Source organism: Methylophilus sp. DW102 (assembly GCF_037076555.1).
Classification (GTDB): domain Bacteria; phylum Pseudomonadota; class Gammaproteobacteria; order Burkholderiales; family Methylophilaceae; genus Methylophilus; species Methylophilus glucosoxydans.
This window is the reverse complement of record NZ_AP029023.1, coordinates 2675303-2697003: the sequence shown is the minus strand read 5'-3', so window position 1 is coordinate 2697003 and position 21701 is coordinate 2675303. Positions and strand designations below refer to the sequence as shown.

23 protein-coding genes are annotated in these 21701 nt (G+C 53.1%); 16 read left to right on the top strand and 7 right to left on the bottom strand.

The annotated features are described in order from the left end of the window. Positions 1–83: 83 nt before the first annotated feature. The 3 genes from ahcY (at position 84) to metF (ending at position 2832) form a co-directional block, all read left to right on the top strand. Positions 84–1493, top strand: a complete 1410-nt coding sequence (ahcY, locus tag AACH41_RS12805; RefSeq protein ID WP_194748830.1) for an adenosylhomocysteinase — start codon at positions 84–86, stop codon at positions 1491–1493. Positions 1494–1595: 102 nt separating this feature from the next. Beyond that, on the top strand, positions 1596–1946 hold the full coding sequence (locus tag AACH41_RS12800; protein ID WP_338655505.1) for a phage holin family protein: 351 nt from the start codon (positions 1596–1598) through the stop codon (positions 1944–1946). Positions 1947–2004: 58 nt separating this feature from the next. After that, positions 2005–2832, top strand: coding sequence for a methylenetetrahydrofolate reductase [NAD(P)H] (gene metF / locus AACH41_RS12795; protein WP_194748828.1), 828 nt, complete (start codon positions 2005–2007; stop codon positions 2830–2832). Positions 2833–2903: 71 nt separating this feature from the next. Here the strand turns inward: metF and AACH41_RS12790 are convergent, their stop codons facing one another. The 3 genes from AACH41_RS12790 to AACH41_RS12780 all read right to left on the bottom strand — a co-directional run bounded on the left by AACH41_RS12790 (position 2904) and on the right by AACH41_RS12780 (position 5611). After that, the gene (locus AACH41_RS12790; RefSeq protein WP_338655503.1) at positions 2904–3371 is read right to left on the bottom strand and encodes a DUF494 domain-containing protein; all 468 of its coding nucleotides are present in this window, start codon (positions 3369–3371) and stop codon (positions 2904–2906) included. Between the two features lie 78 nt (positions 3372–3449). Continuing rightward, entirely contained in the window at positions 3450–4562 is a 1113-nt protein-coding gene (gene dprA, locus AACH41_RS12785; RefSeq protein WP_338655501.1) for a DNA-processing protein DprA, read from the bottom strand. A gap of 11 nt (positions 4563–4573) precedes the next feature. Beyond that, positions 4574–5611, bottom strand: a complete 1038-nt coding sequence (locus AACH41_RS12780; RefSeq protein WP_194748825.1) for a LysM domain-containing protein — start codon at positions 5609–5611, stop codon at positions 4574–4576. A gap of 166 nt (positions 5612–5777) precedes the next feature. On the opposite strand from AACH41_RS12780, the gene def reads away from it, so the two are divergent. The 7 genes from def (at position 5778) to AACH41_RS12745 (ending at position 13583) form a co-directional block, all read left to right on the top strand. After that, positions 5778–6293, top strand: a complete 516-nt coding sequence (gene def, locus AACH41_RS12775) for a peptide deformylase (protein WP_194748824.1) — start codon at positions 5778–5780, stop codon at positions 6291–6293. 14 nt (positions 6294–6307) lie between these two features. Then, positions 6308–7228, top strand: a complete 921-nt coding sequence (fmt, locus tag AACH41_RS12770; protein WP_338655500.1) for a methionyl-tRNA formyltransferase — start codon at positions 6308–6310, stop codon at positions 7226–7228. 84 nt (positions 7229–7312) lie between these two features. Next, positions 7313–8182 (top strand): zinc metalloprotease HtpX, encoded by an 870-nt coding sequence (gene htpX / locus AACH41_RS12765; protein WP_194748822.1) that lies wholly within the window; start codon positions 7313–7315, stop codon positions 8180–8182. 119 nt (positions 8183–8301) lie between these two features. After that, the gene (rsmB, locus tag AACH41_RS12760) at positions 8302–9591 is read left to right on the top strand and encodes a 16S rRNA (cytosine(967)-C(5))-methyltransferase RsmB (protein ID WP_338655497.1); all 1290 of its coding nucleotides are present in this window, start codon (positions 8302–8304) and stop codon (positions 9589–9591) included. Continuing rightward, positions 9569–10144: a DUF4390 domain-containing protein gene (locus AACH41_RS12755; RefSeq protein WP_194748820.1), complete on the top strand. Its 576-nt coding sequence runs from the start codon at positions 9569–9571 to the stop codon at positions 10142–10144. The genes rsmB and AACH41_RS12755 overlap by 23 nt, the downstream gene beginning before the upstream one ends. 4 nt (positions 10145–10148) lie before the next feature. Beyond that, the gene (locus AACH41_RS12750; RefSeq protein WP_313985275.1) at positions 10149–12311 is read left to right on the top strand and encodes an ATP-binding protein; all 2163 of its coding nucleotides are present in this window, start codon (positions 10149–10151) and stop codon (positions 12309–12311) included. Positions 12312–12320: 9 nt separating this feature from the next. Next, positions 12321–13583, top strand: a complete 1263-nt coding sequence (locus AACH41_RS12745; RefSeq protein WP_194748818.1) for a response regulator — start codon at positions 12321–12323, stop codon at positions 13581–13583. Positions 13584–13622: 39 nt separating this feature from the next. Here the strand turns inward: AACH41_RS12745 and AACH41_RS12740 are convergent, their stop codons facing one another. Beyond that, positions 13623–14003 (bottom strand): DoxX family membrane protein, encoded by a 381-nt coding sequence (locus AACH41_RS12740; protein ID WP_338655491.1) that lies wholly within the window; start codon positions 14001–14003, stop codon positions 13623–13625. Between the two features lie 84 nt (positions 14004–14087). Between AACH41_RS12740 and AACH41_RS12735 the strand changes: the two genes are divergently transcribed. The 3 genes from AACH41_RS12735 (at position 14088) to AACH41_RS12725 (ending at position 15604) form a co-directional block, all read left to right on the top strand. Continuing rightward, on the top strand, positions 14088–14528 hold the full coding sequence (locus tag AACH41_RS12735) for a GNAT family N-acetyltransferase (RefSeq protein WP_338655489.1): 441 nt from the start codon (positions 14088–14090) through the stop codon (positions 14526–14528). A gap of 47 nt (positions 14529–14575) precedes the next feature. After that, complete coding sequence (gene fae, locus AACH41_RS12730) at positions 14576–15118, top strand: formaldehyde-activating enzyme (RefSeq protein WP_313985285.1); 543 nt, start codon at positions 14576–14578, stop codon at positions 15116–15118. Between the two features lie 84 nt (positions 15119–15202). Further along, complete coding sequence (locus tag AACH41_RS12725; RefSeq protein ID WP_338655486.1) at positions 15203–15604, top strand: RDD family protein; 402 nt, start codon at positions 15203–15205, stop codon at positions 15602–15604. A gap of 18 nt (positions 15605–15622) precedes the next feature. On the opposite strand, the gene lptG is transcribed toward AACH41_RS12725, so the two are convergent. Continuing rightward, positions 15623–16717: an LPS export ABC transporter permease LptG gene (gene lptG / locus AACH41_RS12720; protein WP_338655485.1), complete on the bottom strand. Its 1095-nt coding sequence runs from the start codon at positions 16715–16717 to the stop codon at positions 15623–15625. Beyond that, entirely contained in the window at positions 16714–17823 is a 1110-nt protein-coding gene (lptF, locus tag AACH41_RS12715; protein WP_194748808.1) for an LPS export ABC transporter permease LptF, read from the bottom strand. The genes lptG and lptF overlap by 4 nt, the downstream gene beginning before the upstream one ends. 88 nt (positions 17824–17911) lie before the next feature. Between lptF and AACH41_RS12710 the strand changes: the two genes are divergently transcribed. Genes AACH41_RS12710 through AACH41_RS12700 form a run of 3 tightly spaced genes read left to right on the top strand, consistent with a single transcriptional unit; the run spans position 17912 to position 20793 of the window. Continuing rightward, positions 17912–19393, top strand: coding sequence for a leucyl aminopeptidase (locus AACH41_RS12710; protein WP_194748807.1), 1482 nt, complete (start codon positions 17912–17914; stop codon positions 19391–19393). Positions 19394–19398: 5 nt separating this feature from the next. Next, the gene (locus tag AACH41_RS12705) at positions 19399–19827 is read left to right on the top strand and encodes a DNA polymerase III subunit chi (protein WP_194748806.1); all 429 of its coding nucleotides are present in this window, start codon (positions 19399–19401) and stop codon (positions 19825–19827) included. Positions 19828–19839: 12 nt separating this feature from the next. Continuing rightward, a complete protein-coding gene (locus AACH41_RS12700) occupies positions 19840–20793 on the top strand; it encodes a hypothetical protein (RefSeq protein ID WP_338655482.1) in 954 nt (317 codons plus the stop codon). Here AACH41_RS12700 and xth read toward each other — a convergent pair. Continuing rightward, on the bottom strand, positions 20790–21566 hold the full coding sequence (gene xth / locus AACH41_RS12695) for an exodeoxyribonuclease III (RefSeq protein WP_338655481.1): 777 nt from the start codon (positions 21564–21566) through the stop codon (positions 20790–20792). The genes AACH41_RS12700 and xth overlap by 4 nt on opposite strands. Positions 21567–21701: the final 135 nt, after the last annotated feature.

The following is a 21701-nucleotide window of genomic DNA, read 5'->3' as shown; positions in this document are numbered from 1 at the left end:
CACGGAAAAAAGGTGAACAACGTTGCCACCGGTTCTTATCGAACTTTTCCTGCTCAGTTTTCATTTTTTTAAGGATTTGAAACATGAATACTGTAGCTGATATCAAAGATTATGTAGTCGCAGACATGGGCCTGGCCGCCTGGGGTCGCAAGGAAATTGCGATTGCCGAGACTGAAATGCCTGGCCTGATGGCAATTCGTGAAGAATATGCTGCTCAACAACCGCTCAAAGGCGCCCGTATCACTGGCTCCTTGCATATGACTATCCAGACCGCTGTACTGATTGAAACCCTGAAGGATTTGGGTGCTGAAGTGCGCTGGGCTTCTTGCAATATTTTCTCAACCCAGGACCATGCCGCCGCTGCGATTGCCGCGACGGGCACTGCCGTGTTTGCCGTGAAAGGCGAAACGCTGGAAGAGTATTGGGATTACACCCACCGTATTTTTGAGTGGACGGATGGTGGCTACTCCAACATGATTCTGGATGATGGTGGCGATGCGACCCTGTTACTGCATTTGGGTAGCCGTGCCGAAAAAGATTTGTCTGTGGTGGCGAACCCCACTTCAGAAGAAGAAATCTGTCTGTTCAACGCCATCAAGGCCAAGCTGAAAACAGACCCGACCTGGTACTCCGTACGTTTGGCCGCGATTAAAGGTGTGACTGAAGAAACCACCACGGGCGTGCACCGTTTGTATCAAATGCATAAAGAAGGCAAGTTGGCTTTCCCTGCGATTAACGTGAATGACTCTGTGACCAAGTCCAAGTTTGATAACTTGTATGGTTGCCGTGAGTCTCTGGTGGATGGCATCAAGCGTGCGACCGATGTCATGATTGCAGGCAAGATTGCCGTTGTTGCCGGTTACGGTGACGTGGGTAAAGGGTCTGCACAAGCGTTGCGTGCTTTGTCAGCCCAGGTTTGGGTGACCGAGATTGACCCGATTTGTGCCCTGCAAGCCGCGATGGAAGGCTACCGCGTTGTGACCATGGATTATGCGGCTGAACATGCGGACATTTTTGTCACAGCGACGGGTAACTACCATGTGATTACGCATGAGCACATGGCCAAAATGAAGGATCAGGCGATTGTGTGTAACATTGGTCACTTCGACAATGAAATCGATGTTGCCAGCATCGAAAAATACCAGTGGGAAGAGATCAAGCCACAAGTCGATCACGTGATTTTCCCGGACGGTAAGCGCATCATCTTGCTGGCCAAGGGCCGTCTGGTCAATTTGGGCTGCGGCACAGGTCATCCAAGCTATGTGATGAGCTCCAGCTTTGCCAACCAGACCATTGCGCAGATTGAGTTGTTTACCCAGACCGACAAGTATCCGGTTGGCGTTTACACCCTGCCTAAACATCTGGATGAAAAAGTGGCGATCTTGCAGTTGAAGAAACTCAATGCGCAATTGACCACCTTGACCGATGCACAAGCAGCCTATATTGGCGTAAGCAAAACCGGCCCATTCAAACCTGAGCATTATCGCTATTAATCACGCGCTTTTCAGCGTGCGCTAAACCATGCCGCCCTGCGCCAGATGTTCTGGCGCAGATTTGGTGTACACTTTGCCTCATCTTTCATCCAAGGAGGCGGCATGTTTAAACTACTGGTTGTTTGGGTACTCAATGCATTGGCACTGATGGCCGTGGCTTATCTGGTCCCAGGCATTCAAGTGGCCAATTTCAGCGCTGCGCTGGTGGCTGCTGTCGTGATTGGTCTGGCCAATATGCTGGTGAAGCCGATTCTGGTGCTGTTGACCTTGCCGATTACCTTGCTGACGTTGGGATTGTTTCTGTTAGTCATCAATGGCCTGCTATTCTGGTTTGTCGGCCACCTGTTGCAAGGCTTTGTCGTCAGTAGTGTGATGACTGGCGTCATAGGCGCCCTGGTGTATAGCGTGATTGCCTGGATCCTGAGTGCGATTGTGTTCAACGAAAAAGACTGACACCTGACCATCCCCGCATCTGCCTGAAATCAAGCGTTTAGAAATAAAAGAGAAAACAGTGAATCAAAAAATCGCTTACAGTTTTGAGTTTTTTCCGCCTAAAACGGCGGAAGGCATGGCGAACCTGCGTCAAGTACGCAAAGAGCTGGCCGTATTTTCTCCCGAGTTTTTCTCCGTCACGTTTGGTGCGGGGGGCTCAACCCGCGACCGTACCATGGACAGTGTGCTCGAAATCCAGGCTGAAGGCCATGGTGCAGCCCCACATATCTCCTGTATTTCTTCCAGCAAAGAAGAAATCCGCGAATTGCTGCAAGCCTATCAGGCGAAAGGCATCAACAGACTGGTGACCTTGCGTGGCGATATTCCTTCAGGCGAAGTGAGTGCGGGGGACTTTAAATATGCCAATGAGCTGGTGAGTTTTATCCGCGCCGAGACCGGCGACTGGTTTCACCTGGAGGTGGCGGCTTACCCCGAGTTTCACCCGGAAGCCGGCTCGGCACAAAAAGACCTTGAAAACTTCAAGCGTAAAATCGATGCTGGCGCAGATTCGGCCATTACACAGTATTTTTACAATGTGGATGCCTATTTCCGTTTTGTAGAAGCGGCGCAGAAGCTGGGTGTCACTGCACCGATTATTCCCGGCATCATGCCGATTTATAACTACACGCAACTGGCGCGCTTCTCCAGTGTCTGTGGTGCCGAGATTCCACGCTGGCTGCGTATGCGGCTGGAAGCCTATGGCGATGATATGGCTTCATTGCGCGCTTTTGGCGCAGAGGTGGTCACTGATATCTGTACCAAACTGATTGAGGCAGGCGTAGATAAAATGCACTTCTACACCCTGAACCAGGCGGGCATTATTGGCCAGATTATTCGGCAACTGTAGTCGTAACAATACGGGCAAACAAAAAAGCGCGGACTGAATCAGCCGCGCTTTTTTTGTGTCGCTCTGTTGGGTTATTGCAATGACAAACCTTGCGGGTTAAACAAGGCATCTTCAACAAACAGGTAATCCTGCTTGCGCGTTTCGTCCCACAGCACCATCATGGTGATCCAGCGGATATCTTCCATGCTCAAGGTTTCTTGCGGCAAGACCATGGCACGATCAATAATCAGGTCGCGCTCATAAGCCGTGATGATGTCGCTTCTTTGTAGCAAGCCCAGAAAGTTCAGACTGTCGTCACTAATCTTGTTGCGTTCCATCTCGCAAAATACGCGAATCGCAAACGGGTCGTGCTGGTATTGCGGCTGTTGCACCGAGCGACGCAGGTCTTTCACCCAGCCCACGGCGTGTAAAATATCCTGGTGGTTAAACCCGGCCTGGGAGAGCTCATAGGCCATGATGGTTTCGTCTGTTTCTTTCAGCTCAAGCGCATCATGCTTATCCCAATAATTTTGATAGATAAATATCAGTACTTCCAACATGTCTAAATTCTCCTCAAACACGCTGCTCCGCTATTAGTAGTGAATAGCAGCGATACTGGGGTGGGTCTGAACCGAGCTTTAAACCAATCGCTGGAATTGGCCGTTGGCGAGATGGCTGACCACACCTTCTAATTCAAGTAGTGTTAGCATGGTGGAAACTTGTTCGGGCGTCAACCCGGCGCGGGCCGCAATGAGCTCTGCAAAGATGGGGTCAAACCCCATGCAAGCCAGGACAGGACTGGCTTCGGCGGGTAGATTAGTCCAATCGGGTAGTGACCCATTCGGGCTAATCGAAAGTGCGGGGTTGGGCAGGCGGACATGCTTCAATTCGCTGACAATGTCCTCGGTGGACTCGACAAGCTTTGCCCCTTGTTTGATCAGCGCATGGCACCCTTTGGACACCGGCGAGTGAATAGAGCCCGGAATGGCGAAGACTTCACGGCCCTGTTCGATCGCTAGTCGAGCAGTGATGAGTGAGCCGCTATCAATATTGGCCTCTACCACCAGACAGCCTTCAGACAGGCCGCTGATAATACGGTTGCGTCTGGGAAAGTTGTGCGTCAAAGATGGCGTCCCTAGCGGGTACTCGGAGAGCAACAAGCCATACTGCACAATCTGGTGGGCCAGGGCTTTATGCCGTGCCGGATAGACAATATCCAGCCCGGTGCCGACCACGGCAATCGTGGCACCATCTGCTTTGAGCGCGCCTCTGTGTGCGGCGCCGTCTATGCCTAATGCTAGCCCGCTGACCACGGCAAATCCGGCCCGGCACAAGCTTTCGGCAAACTGCTCGGCGGTAGACTCGCCCGGCGGTGTGGCGTGGCGGCTGCCGACAATGGCCAGGCCAGGCCGCTTGAGCATTTGCAGGTTGCCTTTGGCATAGAGCACGGGCGGCGGCTGGTCTATGCTGAGCAGGCGTTGCGGATAGTAGGCATCCGCCAGTGTGATCAGGTGGTTATCTGGTTGTGAGAGCCAGTCTAGTGTCTTGGCAATATGCGGGTCTTCTGGCGCTTTTTGTATCCCTTCGGCGACGTCTTTGCTGACCAGTTCGCACAAGCTGCTGTAGGAGGCGGCCAGAATCGCCTGCGGGGTTTTAAAGTGCAGCAACAGCTGGCAATAGGTGACACTGCCCAGCCCTTCGACCAGGCTTAAGGCAATCCAGGCTGCGCTCTCTTCAGGATCTGTGACCATCAGTGCGGAGATCAGGGGGTACGCACCACGTCTTCCACATGGATAGGTTGCGAGGCCTGCATGACGAGCGCGTATGACAGTTTGGGAAAGGTTTTGAAGACCATCACCAAGCCGACAGGCTCATCCGGCAACTGGATCATGACCGGATGTTTAGGGTCTGCTGATTCGGGGTCTACCATGCTGGCGCCTTTGCGCAGCACCGAAAGCACGTGACCGCGCTCCAGGCCTTGCGCTTCGCCGCGATTGAGCACCACCACACGGCCATAGCCAGTCTCGTTGATGCCTTCGCTCACGCGTGCAATCTGGCCTTCAATCTGGCCTTCGGGCGCATGTGGCAGATAAGGCGGGCTAAGGGAGTCTTCCATCGCAATCAGTTTGTCTTTAACCGCAATTTCCTCTTTGGCCTGGGTTACGGTCAAGGTGGCAGGCTGGCCTGAGCGCAGCAGTTTGGCCTCCCCCAGATAATGCGCTTCTGTGCCCAGCAGCTCACCATTTTCAGGGTTTTTGATCGCCTCCCCCTCGCGGTAGATTGCCCAGGCGTTGCGTGGAGCGTCTGGCAGGCCCTGCACATAAATGCGTGTGCCTGGGCTCAGAATCTCACGTTCTTCCTGCGCCGCCACAATTCTGGGTGCTGACTTGAGCGCCTCTGGCGCAATCAGCATGGGCTTGGTCAAAAACGGCTGGATGATGTTGGGTTGTATGGCGGGGATGGCATCGCCTTTGATTGGCGTGACGATCATGCCAGGCTCCAGGGTGACAGATTCGCGCACCAGTTTGAGTACGGGTTGCCCGCTGCTGGTGTCGAGCACGATGATATCCCCCGGATAAATCCAGTGCGGATTTTTAATGCTAGACCGGTTTAATTGCCAAATCTGTGGCCATTGCCATGGATTTTTCAGAAACTTGGCCGAAATATCCCACAAGGTATCGCCTTTGACGACGACATGCCGGTCGGGGTGCTGCGGCCGCAACGGAATTTCTTCTGCCTGTAACAATAAGCTGCTACAAGCCAGCGCAAGCGAGGTTATAATTTGAACAATTTTCGTCATGTGGCGTCTCTGTTTTATGCGACACAAATGGATGGGCTGTACCTGCGCACAGCCACTGCGCAATATCAACCAATCTAGCATGGCTTTAAAGTTCTGATCAAGGTGAAAAAGCAGGCGTTTTGCCCTGTTTTTGCACAAACTATTTGAATGGAAAGATTTGTAGAGCATGGCACTACTTCCAATTTTGCAATATCCGGATCCACGCCTGCATACGGTGGCCAAACCGGTGCAAGTATTTGATGAGGCATTACAGCAACTGGTCAGCGATATGGCTGAGACCATGTATGATGCGCCAGGCATAGGCTTGGCTGCTACGCAGGTCGACCAGCACATCCAGTTGATCGTGATTGACTTGAGCAAGGAAAAAGACGATTTGCTGGTGCTGATCAATCCTAAAATCATTGCCCAGTCAGGTAGCCAGGATTATGAAGAGGGTTGCCTGTCAGTGCCCGGCATCTATGAAAGTGTGACGCGCGCTGAATTTATTACCGTCGAAGCGAAAGATGTGCATGGCAACACTTTCAGGTTGGATGCGGATGGTTTGCTGAGCGTCTGTATCCAGCATGAAATGGATCATTTGCTGGGCAAGGTGTTTGTGGAGTATCTCTCCACGCTCAAACGTAACCGTATCCGGACCAGAATGGTCAAGCACGCGCGCGAAATCGAGCGCAACAGTTATTAAGTCAGGAAGGTTGCATGCGTATTATTTATGCCGGGACCCCGGAGTTTGCAGTACCGGCTTTGCAAGGACTCATAGACGCGGGCCATGACATTGTCATGGTGTTGACGCAACCAGACCGCCCCGCGGGCCGTGGCATGCAGTTAAAAGCGAGTCCGGTCAAACAGCTCGCCTTGCAACACGGCTTACGTGTTTTTCAGCCAGAAAGCCTTAAGCCCGCCGAGGTGCAGTCCGAGATTGCAGCGGTCAACGCCGAGGTGCTGATCGTTGCGGCCTATGGCCTGATTATTCCGACCGCGGTGCTGAACATCCCGACGCGAGGCTGTTACAACATCCATGGCTCCTTGCTGCCACGCTGGCGCGGGGCTGCGCCCATCCACCGGGCCATTCTGGCCGGGGACACCGAGACGGGTGTCACCATCATGGAGGTGGTGCCCAAGCTGGATGCCGGCAATATGATCAGTAAATGGTCGGTGGCGATTACTGCGGCAGATACCACGCAGACCTTGCATGATGCGATCAGTCGCGAAGGCGCGCGCTTGATGGTCGAGGCGATGCAGACCTTGCAAGATACCGGTTGCCTGGCCTCTGAAGTACAGGACGAGACGCTGGTGACCTATGCGCACAAGCTGGAAAAAGCCGAGTCTGCCATTGACTGGACGCAATCTGCCCAGCAACTGTCTCGTCAGGTTCGTGCATTTAATCCCTTTCCGGTGGCTACAGCCAAATTTAATGATCAAGTCTGCAAACTGTGGTTTGCTCAAGCCGTGGCGGGTCAAGGCGAGCCAGGCACTGTGTTGCAGACACATCCGCTACAGGTGGCCTGTGGCGAAGGCGCATTAGAACTGCATGAGTTGCAGATGCCGGGTGGCAAGCGCCAAACGGCACAACAGTTTGTGCAAGGTCAGCATGTGCAAGTGGGCGACCGCTTTTTCTAGTCAATCTGGTGCAGGCATTGAAAAATGCCTGTCATCCCCGCATATTAAAGTCGATATTACTCACCGAATTGTGAAGGAGTCACTATGTTAGGTAACTGGACCAAAACCTTTGTGTTGATGGCCGCGATTACTGCCCTGTTTGTTGCGGTGGGCGGCGCGCTGGGTGGCCAGGGCGGCATGTTGCTGGCGCTGTTACTGGCAGGCGGCATGAACTTCTATGCCTACTGGTTTAGCGACCAGGCGGTGCTGAAAATGTATGGCGCAGTTGAGATCAATGCTGAAAATAATTTTGGTAATGGGCAGTTCCGCAACTATTACAACATGGTCAAAGAGCTGGCCGAGCGGGCCCAACTACCCATGCCGCGTGTGTTCGTGATCAATGAAAGCCAGCCGAATGCGTTTGCTACCGGCCGCAACCCCGAGAACGCTGCCGTGGCAGCTACTACCGGCATCATGCAGATTTTGAGTGAGCGCGAATTGCGCGGTGTGATGGCACATGAGCTGGCGCACGTGAAACACCGCGATACCTTGATCTCTACTATTTCCGCCACCGTGGCCGGGGCCATTTCATCGATTGCGCAATTTGGTCTGATGTTTGGCGGGCATCGGGAGGGCGAAGACCGACCCAATCCCATTATTGGTATTTTGATTATGATTCTGGCACCGTTGGCCGCTTCGCTGATCCAGATGGCGATTTCACGGTCGCGCGAATATGAAGCAGACCGCATGGGGGCTGAGATCAGCCGCGACCCGAAAGCCTTGGCAGCCGCGCTGGAGAAAATCCACAATTATGCGCACCAGATTCCCAATATGACTGCCGAGCAACACCCGGAAACCGGGCAGATGATGATTATCAACCCCTTATCAGGCGCAGACCTGGCGGGGTTGTTCAGCACCCACCCGCAGACCGAAGAGCGGATCCGCCGTTTGCTGGCGTTGGCTAACCAGTATTAAACGCGATTTCAACAGACAAAAAAGGCTTTCGCAAGAAAGCCTTTTTTATTGCGTGAGTTTTTGTCTGTGTATTTTGGGCGCATCAAGTAGAATAGTCTTTTTTTCACCAGAGTATTCTTTTGCAAGTTGCCCAGCTCATAGCCGCATCTGCGGTGGCCGAAGTGTTGGCCGGACATAACCTGACTGTTTCCATGCCCAAGGCATTGCGCAGGGTCAAGTCGGCGACGCCGCAACAGCAGGCGGCTGCACAGGATTACAGCTACCTCACCTTGCGCTTGTATGCCGAAGCCGCGGCTTATTTGCAGGCGCTGACGGCCAAGCCAGTGACGGATGCACGTGTACATGCGCTGTTGCTGGTTGCCCTGTCGCAGCTGTTGCATGGGGCAGAAGATGATTTTACGGTGGTCAATCAGGCTGTGGAAGCTGCGGGCAAAACCGGGCTGCGCTGGGCAAAAGGGCTGGTCAATGCGGTATTGCGTAATTTTTTGCGCCAACGGTCAACCTTGCAGGCGCAAGTGAGCCAGTCGGAAACGGTGCAATTTAACTATCCGCAATGGTGGATTGATACCCTCAAACAACAATATCCTCAGCATTGGCAGTCGATTCTGACCGTAGGCAACAGCCACCCACCCATGACATTACGCATTAATCAGCGCAAAACGGATGTCGCCAGCTACATGCAGGCGCTGGATGATGCGGGGATTGCGGCGCAAGCGTTGGGCGGTACGGCGATTCAGTTGCAGCAGCCGTTGCCGGTGCACAAGCTGCCGCATTTTGATCAAGGCTGGCTCAGTGTGCAGGATGCCGGCGCACAGTGGGCGGTTCCTTTGCTGGATGTGCAAGCAGGCATGCGCGTGCTGGATGCCTGTAGCGCGCCGGGCGGTAAAACTTGTCACTTGCTTGAAGCCAGTGATATTGACTTGCTTGCCCTGGATGTGGAGGCAGAGCGCCTGCGCCGCGTCCACGACAACCTGCAGCGTCTGGGCTTGCAAGCCAAGGTCAGGACAGGCGATGCGGCAAAAGCCGACTGGTTTGATGGTCAGTTATTTGACCGCATTCTGGCTGATGTGCCCTGCAGCGCCTCAGGCATCGTGCGCAGGCATGTCGATATGAAATGGTTGCGTCGGCCACAGGATTTGACGGTATTTGCCCAGATGCAACAGCAAATATTATTGAATTTGTGGCATATGCTGGCAAAAGGCGGTAAATTGCTGTACGTCACCTGTTCGATTTTTCAACAAGAAAATGAAATGCAGATTCAACAGTTTTTAACCATGCATGCAGATGCGGTCAGGTTGCCAGTGCAGTTTGATGCCTCGGGCCTCCCTTGCCAGCAGTCAATTGGCGGGCAATTGCTGCCCACTGCCGCGCATGACGGATTGTTTTATGCGCTTTTACAAAAACATTAAATATTATTCGGCGCTTTTTTTTCTGCTGACCATGACAGCATTGGCACTGGCTGCCAATAACAATCATGCCCATGTCAAAAGTGCCGAGCTGGTATTGCGTGAAGATACCTGGGCGCTGGATGCGGATCTGGACATCCATTTTGGCCGCGCGCTTGAGGAAGCGTTGAGTAAGGGCATCGCCCTGACGTTTTTGTATGAATGCCAGATCATCAAACCCATGAAGTACTGGTTTGATGATGAGGTGGTGACCGAGCGTCGCGCCGTCACGCTCAACTATCACGCGCTGACCAAGCAATATCTGCTTAATTATCCGCAACAGCAAAAAGGATTCGACAGCCTGGCTGAAGCCAGGCGTGAGTTGGGCCTGATCCGCGACTGGCGCTTGACGCCGCATGCCACACTAGAAAAAAATCAGCCCTATCAGGCGGCGCTGAAAATGCATCTGGATACCAGCAAGCTGCCTAAAGCCTTGCAGCTGGATGCCCTGGGCGAAAGTGACTGGGAGCTGGTCACGCCGACGTTTAGCTGGTGGGTAAAGGACACCCAGCGTTAGCCCTATGCGGTATGTCCTGATTTTGTCCATTCTACTGGCGGCAGCCCTGCTGTACCTGCTGTCTCTCGCCAGTGCCAACACCGCCATCAGTGGGGATTATTACCTGATCCTGCTGTATATCAATGCTGGCCTCGCCGTGTTGTTGCTGGGGGTGATTGCCTATCAGTTACGCCATCTTTACCAGACCACCAAAGCCAAACAGGTAGGCAGCAAGCTGAATTTCAGATTGCTGGTGTCTTTTGCCCTGATGGCGTTGATTCCAGGCATGATCGTTTATCTGGTTTCCGTGAATTTTCTATCACGCTCGATTGAGTCTTGGTTTAACGTCAAAGTCGAATCCGCACTCGATGGGGGGCTGAATTTGGGGCAACGGGCGCTGGATATCATGCTGGAGGACGTCAAGGAAAAGGCGCAAAGCATGGCGGTCTCGCTATCACTGCAAACGGCCCGCTCACATTATGGACAACTGAACGATCTGCGTGAAAAAGCCGGCGTTCAGGACGCGGCATTACTGACCCCGCAAGGTGCGATTCTGGCTGTCAGCAGCTCTGACCCCAGCAGCTTTTTACCTGAGCTGCCTTCTGTGCCGCAGTTGCGCCAGGCACGTAGCCGTATCTACGGCAAAATCGAGCCTATCCCCGGCAAAGGCCTGTACATGCGTGTGCTGATTCCGGTGGAGTCCTTGGGGATCACGGGCGAGATGCGGATTCTGCAATTGATGCAACCGGTGCCCAAGGCGCTCTCGAATACTGCCGAATCGGTGCAGGAGGTCTACCGCGAGTACCAGACCTTGTCGTACAGCCGGCAGTCACTCAAAGACATTTTCATGCTGACGCTGACCATGATTTTGCTGCTGTCCATGCTGGGCGCATTGACCATCGCATTTGCACTGAGTCGGCGCATGGCGCAACCCTTGACGGTGCTGGCAGAAGGGACGCGGCTGATTGCCAGTGGCGATTATTCGCAGCAGCTGCCCTCATTTGGCAAGGATGAGCTTAGTGTGCTGGTGAAGTCGTTCAACAGCATGACGCGACAGTTGCAGGAAGCGAAAAATGCCTCCGAACAGAGCCGTCAGCATGTGGAGTCTGCACGTGCCTACCTGGAAGCTATTTTGTCGCACCTGAGCTCAGGCGTGATGACCATTAATGAACAGGCGGAGCTGCGTGTTTACAATCTGGCTGCCACCAATATTTTGGGGATTTCGCTGGTGGGCTTTAAAAACAAAGTCTTTACCGACATTGCGGCCGAAAATGATTACCTCACGCCTTTTACAGCGTTGGTGATGCAGCACTATGAAGATACGTTGCAATTTGACCACCATGAGCGGCATTTAAGCAGCCAGATCGAAATTGAAGGGGTGCATGGCAAGCAGATGCTGATGCTGCGGGTGACGCGGTTGCCGGAAGGGGCGGGGCACGGCCTGGTAGTGGTGTTTGATGATGTGACCGCCATGGCGCAAGCCCAGCGCGATGCCGCCTGGGCCGAGGTAGCCAGACGGCTGGCGCACGAAATCAAGAATCCGCTGACACCGATACAGCTGTCTGCCGAGCGCTTGCAGCTGAAGCTGCGCGACAAACTGGAAGAAAAGGATGCGGAGATGCTGTTTAAGTCTACCGATACCATCGTCAACCAGGTGCAGGCGATGAAGAATATGGTCAACGAATTTAGTGAGTATGCCAGAACGCCTGCCGCCCAACTGGTAAGGCTGGATTTGAATGCCTTGATCCGCGATGTGAGCCGCCTTTATAACGCCTCTGTGGTCAAGCTGGTACTGTCCCTGCATGAGCAGCTGCCCGAGATTTATGCCGATGCCACCATGATGCGCCAAATCCTGCATAACCTGCTGCAAAATGCCCAGGATGCATTGGTGCAAACTGAACAACCGCAAATTGTGATCTTGACCGATTATGATGGCGAGCGTATAAAATTGTCAGTGACGGATAACGGCAGTGGTTTTCCAACCGAGGTGATGGCGAGGGTGTTTGAACCTTACGTCACAACCAAGTCACACGGTACCGGGTTGGGATTAGCCATTGTCAAAAAAATGATAGAAGAGCAGCGTGGACAGATACGCATTGATAATCTGCCACAAGGGGGCGCCAGCGTCACCATCAGCTTGCCGGTCGATAAACAACAACAACGTCGGCGCGTTGAGCGCATCGTGTAAGGAAGTACCATGGCTTCACGTAATATTTTGGTCGTCGATGATGAAATCGGCATCAGGGAGTTATTAAGCGATATCTTGCGGGATGAGGGGCACGTCGTGCGCCTGGCAGAAAATGCACAAATTGCCAGGGACGAGCGGCTCAAGCAGCGACCGGATCTGGTGTTGCTTGACATCTGGATGCCCGATTGCGATGGCATCAGCCTGCTTAAAGAATGGGCCAATGCCGGCTTGCTGACCATGCCGGTGATCATGATGTCAGGGCATGGCACCATAGATACCGCGGTCGAGGCCACTCGACTCGGAGCGTTCGACTTCCTCGAAAAACCGATTGCCTTGCAAAAGCTGCTCAAAACCGTAGGCGCAGCGATCAAACATACCGAGCATCTGGCGCATACCGAAATTAACCTGTCCAGCTTTGGCAAAAGTGCCGTCATTCAGGAGCTCAAGCAGCGCTTGGAGCAGCTGGCGCGCCATAAAAACACCTTGTTCCTGATTGGTAAAAAAGGTGGCAGCGTGCCATTGTGCGCCAAGTTTTTGCGTCCGCAGAATACGCCGTGGGTGGCCTTGACCGAGTATGAGAAGCTGGTCACCGCACCGATGGAAATTCTCGAGCAGGCCCGTGAAGGCGTGGTGTTTGTCGATGAAGTCACCAGACTGGGCAAGACCGAACAAAAAGGCCTGCACCTGCTCATCAATAAATCCGAAAAATACGGGGTACGCGTGATTTGCGCCAGTGAGCATGGCTTGCCGCAACTGATTGAAAAAGCCATGCTGGAGCAGGCCTTGCTGCAAACGCTGGCCGGGTCAGCGGTGAAGGTGCCTTGCCTGGATGAGCACAAAGAGGATATTCCCGATCTGGTCAATGCGATGGCGACCCTGATGGTTGAAGCCAGCAAGATTGACTACAAGGCGTTTGATGTGGCGGCGCTGAATGCGCTGCGCAATGCTGACTGGCCAGGTGATTTGGACGAGCTGGAGTCCGTGGTACAGAACCTGCTCATGACGAGTTTGGGTGAAAGCATTACCCAGACCGATGTGCAGCGTGTTCTGGCCAATTTTCAAGGACAGCGCGGCGAGTCGTCCGAGCAGCATATGCCGCTTAATCTGGATCAGCCCTTGCGTGAAGCGCGCGATGACTTTGAGCGTTTTTACTTCCAGTACCACATGCGGCTGGTCAAAAATAATATGAGCCGGTTGTCAGAAATTTCGGGGCTGGAGCGGACACACCTCTATCGCAAGCTCAAACAGCTGGGGATCAAAATCAAGGGATAAAAAAAGCCGGGCTAACCCGGCTTTTTACGACTGAATCGTTTATTTTTTGCGGTTATCCAGACTGCAAGCAGTTTGCGGATAAATACTCAACAACCACATGCCACCGGCGATGCCCAGGTAGGCAAAAAACGCGTCCAGCGAAGCCTGGCCCAGCACCAGTGCCATAAATACCGCCAACACGCCTAAAACGCGCGCAGAGAGTTGGGTTTTGTACCCCACGATCAGCAACAGGCCAAACACAAACTGAATGAAAATCAGCAGTGGTGCAAAGACGGCTGGCAGGCCAAATTGCCCTAACATCATTTGGTATTGCAGATAACCATCAGGCGTATTTAAAATGGCCATCAGCTTTAAAATCACCACCCCAAAAAACACCAGCCCCAGTAAAATTCTGGCCGCTGCGGTTTGAAAACGACACATAACTTTTCCTCAAATCCTGTTTTAATAAAGGATGTATGATGCCTGCGGGCTGTGACAATTGCAATATTTGCTCTGGAGACTGTCATGTCTGTAAAGCGCGTTGAGCTCCGAATCAGTACACTGAGTAAGCAAGATCCTTTATGGGCAGACTGTAGCCGGATACGGCAACAGGTCTTCATAGATGAACAACAGGTGCCCGAAGCGCTGGAGTGGGATGCTGCGGATGACACTGCAGTGCATCTGTTAGCGCATTACGCGCATGATGCCGTGGCGTGCGCCCGCGTTCTGCCCGGGGGCTATATAGGCCGCATGGCGGTATTGCCCGCATGGCGGCGGCGAGGAATTGGCGAGGCCATGCTGTTGCAGGCAATACAGATCTGTCGGCAATGGGAGCTCAGCGATGTGCGCTTGTCGGCGCAGAGGCATGCAATTGGTTTTTATGAGCAAGCCGGGTTTGTTGTTTGCAGCGAGCCGTATCTGGATGCCAATATCCTGCATGTCGATATGCAGCTTGAACTGATATAATCACGGTTTGAATTTTCTCCAACATCCAGACATACAAAGGAATTCTCATGTCAAAAATCGTATTTAAAGCGGGTGAAGCTACCGTGTTTTCCGAAGGCAAGGACGTGACTGCCGCGATGCCAGAAATCGTGATCGGTGCCGTGGACGGCCCAGTGGGTACGGCTTTCGCGAACATGATGGCGCAAACCAAAGGCCACACAGCCATGTTTGCCGTGCGTGACATCAACCAGATGGTGCGCCCAGCGACCATGATGGTGCCAAAAGTCACCTTGAAAGACTCCTTGAATATCGAACTGTTCGGTGGTGTGGTGCAAGCCGGTGTGGCTGATGGCATTACCGATGCAGTGATCGAAGGCATTGTTCCTAAAGAGCTGGTCAATGATCTGTGCATTATTGCCTTGCTGTGGATTGATCCGGGCTGTGCCAAAGAAGCCAATCTGGACAAAGCCGATCTGTACAAAAACAACTACGAAGCGATCAAGCTGGCCTTGAAACGCGCGTTGAACGACGAGCCTAGCATTGATGAGCTGATTGCTAACCGTCACAAAATCAAGCACTGCATGTGGGAAGATAGCTGGGATCAGAAATAAGTCAGGATCCCCCGTTTATCCTGTGTGAGATAGGCCCCGCATGTGCGGGGTTTTTGTTATCCGGCGAAAGTGGGCAGACGCGCAATGAAATATTTAATTAAACGATATCTGGCCGTGATTTATGAAGCCTTGTTGATGCTGGCCTTGGCCTTGGCACTGACCGCCGCTTATGTGCTGGTGGTGGGGGATGCCAGTCATGGCTGGCGGCGTTTAGGTTTGCAGATGCTGTTGTGGCTGTCGATAGGCGCTTACTTTGTGCGCTGTTGGGTGGTGACCGGCCAAACGCTGGCCAGCCAGACCTGGAAGCTGAAAGTGGTAGATGCCGAGGGCCGTTTGCTGGACTGGCGCGTGGCTTTGCTGCGCTATGGGGTGGCAACACTGTTGTTGCTCCCGGCTGGGCTGACATTGTGGTGGGCAGTACTGGATCGCGAGCAGCAGTTTTTGCATGACCGGCTGCTAGGCACGCGGATAATCCGCATCACATAAGCACGAGTCAGGCGCGTTTTAACGCCGCTCTACGTAGTAAAGCATGCCCAGGCCGACCAGCAAAAACAGTAGCGTCGGGCTGATGGCACTCACCAGCGGTGGCCAGTCATTGAGCACACCCAAATGCACGAACACGCGGTTCATGATCTGGTAGACCACGCCCAGAAAAATACCGGCAAAGATTTTGGCGCTGATGCCACCGGCACGCTGTTGCAAAAAGCCAAATGGTAAGGCCAGTACCACCATCACCAAACAGGCCAGTGGATAGACCAGCTTAGCCCACAGTGCGACCTGATAGCGGGTACTGCGTTGTCCATTTTGATGTAAGTATTGAATGAAGCTATACAGGTTCCAGGCCGACATTTTTTCTGGCAATACCAGCAGCACATTCAACAGTTCTGGCCGGATCAGTGACTCCCAGCGCGTCTGCTTGAAAAACTGTGAGGTGATCGAGTTATCCTGAATCTGTTTGCTGTGATTGATATTGGTCTGGGTGACGTTAGACAGCACCCAGTGGTCATCCTGAAAGTAGCCTTTCTCTGCATGGCTGATGTGCTTTAACTTAAACTGGGGGTCGAAATCATAAATGCGGATATCGACCAGGCTGGTGTCTGGCATGACCGAGCTGACATTGACAAAACTGCTGCCGTCTTTAATCCAGAGGCCGGATTGAAAGTCCTGCGCGACGACGGAATCAGTGGCTTGAATACGGATGCGCTGCGCCAGTTTTTCACTGATGGGTGCAATGATCTCGCCAATCAGAAAGGTCACAAATGCAAACACTAGGCCGATTTTAAGCAGAATCATGGCAATCGATTGCAATGAAATGCCGCTGGTGCGCATGACAATCAGCTCCGAGTTCCCGGCCATCGCGCCCAAGGTGTAAACGATGCCCAGCAACACGGCGACTGGTGCCACCTCATATATATGGCCAGGGATACTGAGGGCGACATAGGTGAGCATGCTGTTGATGCCATAGTGACCTCGTCCCAGGCTGTCCAGCTCCTGTAGCAGGTCAAAGAACGAAAACATGGCAAGCAGGCCCAACAGCACCAGCATGATGCTGAAGCTGATCTCTTGCCAGAAATAACGGTTTAAACGGGTCAGGGTCATGGCTTAGCGATTTTTGGAGTGCGTTTGAGCCAGCCCGGCATCAACGGTTTCAGATGTTTGCGTCGGTGGTAAAGATACCAGCCGAGCAGGATAAAACTCAGATGCACGGGCCACAATCCCACCAGTACCGAGATTTTTCCTTGCGTAATCCAGGCCTGAAAAATGCTGAGCAGGTTGTTGTAGATGATAAAGATCAGGATCGCAAACATGATGTTGAGCGAGCGGCCTGCGCGTGGATCGACAAAACTGAGCGGGATGGCAAGCAGGACCATGACGATGGTTGAGATCGGAATCGCCATGCGCCAGTGCAGCTCGGCATGGTCTGCGGCGCTGGCATCGCTCAGCAGCGATTGCGTGGACTTAATCTGCGCGGTGGTGGTGGCGGGCGCAGTCTCTTTGGCTTCGACCCGGATATCATAGCGCTCAAACTCTGTGGTCATGACCTCCAGACTGTTGGGCGTGGTTTCATAGCGTCGGCCATGTTCCAGCCGTAAAAAATTATCACCGTTGCTGGCTTTGTAGCGGCTGCCACGATTCGCAGTAATAATGCCAATTTTGCCGTTTTGTTTGGATTGGACGAACACGTTTTTGACTTCGTAGCCAAGCTTGTCAAAGCTCTCAATAAAGTAAATGCGATCGCCCGCGCTCGACTCCTTAAAGGTCCCGGGGCTGATTGATGACAGTTCATCCCGTTTTTTGAGCTGCTCGCGGTAGCTGTCAGCCTTGCCACTGGCCCAAGGCATAATTATCAGGCTGAACAGACTGATGATGAGCACAATCGGCGCCAGAAACCGCATGATAGGCAAGACCCATTGTCTTAAACTCAGCCCTGCGGACATCCAGATCACCATTTCTGAGTCGCGGTGCCAGCGTGTCAGCGTCAATAGCACGGCCAGAAAAACGGCGAGCGACATCATCATGGGCATGAATTGCACCAGGCTAAAGGTCAGGATGGTGCCAATGGCATCGTTAGGTAAAATGCCTCTGGAGACCTGGCGTACGATATTGCCAGCGCGCTGAGCGACAACGATGCCGAGGATAATCAGGAAGATGGCAGAGGCAGAAGACATGAGCTCTGCAGACAATGCACGTTTGAAAATTTTCAATTTAAATGCACCGCTTTGAAATCAGCATAAAACACTAGATAATACAACCATCACTTAAGCTAGTTGCATGGAACCAAAAAGGATAAAGATGGAATTTAGCATAAAAAGCACTTCCCCGGAAAAATTGCGTACAGATTGCTTGCTGGTGGGCATTTTTGAAGGCCGTAAACTCAGCGATTTAGCCAAGCTGCTGGATGGCGCCACTGAGAAAGCCATCTCGGCGGCCGTCAAGTCTGGCGATATGGAAGGTAAGGCTGGTACCACTCTGATGTTGCGCCAGTTGGCAGGCGTCGCGGCGCCCAGGGTGCTGCTGGTCGGCCTGGGTAAAGCCGATGAGCTGAATCTCAAAGGATTGCGTGCCAGTTTCCGCGCCGCGATTAAAGCGTTGCCAGCAGGCGTAGACCATCTCGCCACTGACTTTGCCGCGCTTGCGTTGAAAAAAGTCAGTGTGCAGCAAAAAACGGCAGCTTTGGCCGAGGTGGCGCTCGATGCCACTTACAAAGTGAATGCGGTCAAAGAGAAATCGGTGGAGCCGCATCCGCTGCAATCCGTCAGCGTGTTGCTTGAAAAATCCGCACAAGCCGAGGCTGAGCTGGGGCTGAAACAAGGGCAGAGCGTTGGCCAGGGCGTGGCGTTGGCCAAAGATCTGGGCAATTTGCCACCAAATATCTGTACGCCCAGCTATTTGGGCAAGCAGGCTGAAAAGTTAGCCAAGGAATATGGCTTCAAGGTCGAAGTGCTGGATCAGGCTGCGATTGAAAAACTCAATATGGGCTCATTTTTAGGCGTGACCCGTGGCAGCGAAGAGCCGCCGCGCTTTATTGTCATGCAGCATTTGCACGGTAAAAAATCGCAAAAACCGGTGGTGCTGGTGGGTAAAGGCATTACGTTTGATACTGGCGGCATTTCACTCAAGCCAGGGGCTGAGATGGATGAGATGAAGTATGACATGTGCGGCGCGGCATCCGTGTTTGGCGTGTTCAAGGCCTTGGGTGAGTTGAAGCTGCCACTCAACGTGGTTGGCTTGATCCCGACCTGTGAGAATATGCCAAGCGGCCGCGCGACCAAACCTGGCGATATTTTGACCAGTATGTCTGGCCAAACAATAGAAGTATTGAATACCGACGCCGAAGGCCGTTTGATTCTGTGTGATGCCTTGACCTATGCCGAGCGCTTTGAGCCTGCCGCGGTGATTGATATTGCAACCTTGACCGGTGCCTGCGTGATTGCACTCGGCCATCATGTCAGTGGCTTGTTTGCCAATAATGACCAGCTGGCCAAAGCGTTGCTGGAGGCGGGTGAGCAAGCCGGTGACCGTGCCTGGCAAATGCCGCTGTGGGATGACTATCAAGCGCAACTGGACAGTAATTTTGCAGACATGGCCAATATTGGCGGGCGCGCCGCCGGCAGTATTACTGCCGCCTGCTTCCTGTCGCGCTATACCAAAAAGTATGACTGGGCACATCTGGATATCGCAGGGACTGCCTGGAAATCTGGCAAGGAAAAAGGCGGCACTGGCCGGCCAGTGCCTTTGCTCATGAGTTATCTGTTGGCGCAAGCCGCACAATAAAAGGCATGACCAAAATTCGTTTTTATACGGATGTGCCGGATACGCCTGCATTGATGCAACATTTAATATCGCAGGCGTTTTCCAGGCAGCGCAGTGTCACCGTCTATTTGTCAGATCGTCAGCAGGCTGAGCAGTTGAGTACTCAGCTTTGGCAGCAGCCGGTTGAAGGCTTTTTACCGCATGTGCTCGCCGATGCCGACCATGCAGCGCTGACGCCTGTGCAGATTGCCTGGGCGCCTGAGCAGATCCGGCAGGATGATTTATTGTTTAACTGCCAAACAGCATTGCCCAAGTTTTTTAGCCGTTTTCGGCATGTGTTCGAAATCATTGGGCAAGACGAAACTGAAAAAGCGGCTGGTCGCCAGCGCTGGGCGTTTTACCGTGATCGGGGCTATGAGATTCAGCATATCAAGTCCATGCAGTCACAAGCATAACGGGGAGGGTGTGTGGAAACTTCAGAAATTCCGGTGTTAACCAAAGTTGTTCAAAAATCTGCGGCGCCAGTGGCCGAGGTGGTGATGCCAGACATGAACGAACTGGTGGCACAGCTCAAACAGGCTTTATTGCCTGAGATCACGCAACTCATCACGACGCAGTTGGCCGAGCAGTCCAGTGAGTCGCTCGCGCAGCACCAGCAAGGGCTGACCCAGTATGCCAACGCGTTGCAACAGACCGTGTTGTCACAGGCACAAACCCAAATCGGCGAAAGCATACAGTCGATTGAGCAAGCTTTTCGTGAAGCGATGGGCAATGTCAGCAAGCAACAGGTGGACGGTTTGGAGGCGCGCCTGAGCGCGCTGACAGAGGGGCAGCTCGCGCAGATGCAACAACGTGAACAAGCGTTTACCGAGGCGCTGGAAAGTCAGTCCGAGCAACAGTTGCAGGTGGTCGAAGATAAGCTGGTCCAGCTGAATGCGTCGCAGCAGGCCACATTTGCCGCTACCGAACAAACACTGCTTGAGCGGTTGGAGGCCAATAGCCAGCAATGGCTGGATGAACGGCTCGCCAGTTTGTTGGCGCAACAACAAACCGAACTCGAAAGCAGAGTATTGGCATTGCGTAGCCAACTGGAAGCAGCGTTGGAGACGCATTTGCAGCAATTACAGGAACAAGCCAAGTCTCGCTTGTCCGCCAGCCATGAGCTGGCTGCGGCGACTCTGGCTGCAGACTATAAACAATCGTTGCAGCAAGTGTTTAACGAACTGTCTGCACAACAACTGGAGGCCTTCAAGCAGGGCATGCAGGACGACTTGTCGGTCAATGCTGCCAGCATGCAAGAAAAAGTCGCTGCCTTGGTGGCGATGCAACTGCAGGCGATGGAAGGCGACATGAACAAACGGCTTAAGTCACGCATTCTGGAGGTGTTGCAGGGCATCAAGTTTGTGATGCCAACGGTTTAAGGGATTGCGTTGGCCAGGGTCAGCACCACGGGCGTATGGTCGCTGGGGCGTTCGAGCTTGCGTGGTGTTTTATCTATCACACAGCTTTCGCAGTGTGGTTTGAGGGCGTTGCTGACGAGAATGTGATCAATCCGCATGCCCATATTGCGGCGAAAGGCGGCCATGCGGTAATCCCACCAGCTAAACTCGCCTGCCTGATCATTAAACAACCTGAAGCTATCATGCAAGCCTAAGGCCAGCAATTGCTGAAAGGCGGCCCGCTCCGCCGGGCTTACCAGCACCTGGCCCAGCCAGGCCTGCGGGTCGTGGCAGTCACGGTCGTCTGGTGCAATATTGTAATCGCCAAGAACTATCAGTTTTTCATGTTGACTCAGTTCTGCTTGAAGCCAGCTTTGCAGTCCATTAAGCCATGCCAGCTTGTAATGGTATTTGTCCGAGTCTACTGCCTGGCCATTGACGACATAGGCGCAAATCACCCGAATGCCTTGTATGGTGGCCGCAATAATGCGTTTTTGCGTGTCAGCATAGTCTGGCAAGTCCAGGTGAACAGCCTCTATTGCATGCGGGCTTAGGATCGCCACGCCATTATAGGTTTTCTGGCCGTTATGCACGGCATTGTAGCCAGCCTCTTTGAGCGCCGCATACGGAAACTTGCTATCTTCCTGTTTGGTTTCCTGCAAGCACAGTACATCCGGTTGATTCGCACTGAGCCAGTCCAGCACATGCGGCAAACGCACGGTCAGCGAGTTAACATTCCAAGTAGCGAGTTTCAACCATCTTCCCCTTAAATTCAGTGCAACAAGCCGTGCTGGCGTTGATTTGCCGCTATTTTACACGAGCAACTGAGATCACAGGCAATGCCTGCATGTCGGTCTAAACCGGCTTGTTAACTCACACCCAGAGCATTG

Coding starts and splice junctions, on each gene's coding strand:
- ahcY (WP_194748830.1), top strand. CDS start 84: ATGAATACTGTAGCTGATATCAAAGATTATGTAGTCGCAGACATGGGC.
- AACH41_RS12800 (WP_338655505.1), top strand. CDS start 1,596: ATGTTTAAACTACTGGTTGTTTGGGTACTCAATGCATTGGCACTGATG.
- AACH41_RS12790 (WP_338655503.1), bottom strand. CDS start 3,371: ATGTTGGAAGTACTGATATTTATCTATCAAAATTATTGGGATAAGCAT.
- dprA (WP_338655501.1), bottom strand. CDS start 4,562: ATGGTCACAGATCCTGAAGAGAGCGCAGCCTGGATTGCCTTAAGCCTG.
- AACH41_RS12780 (WP_194748825.1), bottom strand. CDS start 5,611: ATGACGAAAATTGTTCAAATTATAACCTCGCTTGCGCTGGCTTGTAGC.
- def (WP_194748824.1), top strand. CDS start 5,778: ATGGCACTACTTCCAATTTTGCAATATCCGGATCCACGCCTGCATACG.
- fmt (WP_338655500.1), top strand. CDS start 6,308: ATGCGTATTATTTATGCCGGGACCCCGGAGTTTGCAGTACCGGCTTTG.
- htpX (WP_194748822.1), top strand. CDS start 7,313: ATGTTAGGTAACTGGACCAAAACCTTTGTGTTGATGGCCGCGATTACT.
- AACH41_RS12755 (WP_194748820.1), top strand. CDS start 9,569: ATGCGCTTTTACAAAAACATTAAATATTATTCGGCGCTTTTTTTTCTG.
- AACH41_RS12750 (WP_313985275.1), top strand. CDS start 10,149: ATGCGGTATGTCCTGATTTTGTCCATTCTACTGGCGGCAGCCCTGCTG.
- AACH41_RS12745 (WP_194748818.1), top strand. CDS start 12,321: ATGGCTTCACGTAATATTTTGGTCGTCGATGATGAAATCGGCATCAGG.
- AACH41_RS12740 (WP_338655491.1), bottom strand. CDS start 14,003: ATGTGTCGTTTTCAAACCGCAGCGGCCAGAATTTTACTGGGGCTGGTG.
- AACH41_RS12735 (WP_338655489.1), top strand. CDS start 14,088: ATGTCTGTAAAGCGCGTTGAGCTCCGAATCAGTACACTGAGTAAGCAA.
- fae (WP_313985285.1), top strand. CDS start 14,576: ATGTCAAAAATCGTATTTAAAGCGGGTGAAGCTACCGTGTTTTCCGAA.
- AACH41_RS12725 (WP_338655486.1), top strand. CDS start 15,203: ATGAAATATTTAATTAAACGATATCTGGCCGTGATTTATGAAGCCTTG.
- lptG (WP_338655485.1), bottom strand. CDS start 16,717: ATGACCCTGACCCGTTTAAACCGTTATTTCTGGCAAGAGATCAGCTTC.
- AACH41_RS12710 (WP_194748807.1), top strand. CDS start 17,912: ATGGAATTTAGCATAAAAAGCACTTCCCCGGAAAAATTGCGTACAGAT.
- AACH41_RS12705 (WP_194748806.1), top strand. CDS start 19,399: ATGACCAAAATTCGTTTTTATACGGATGTGCCGGATACGCCTGCATTG.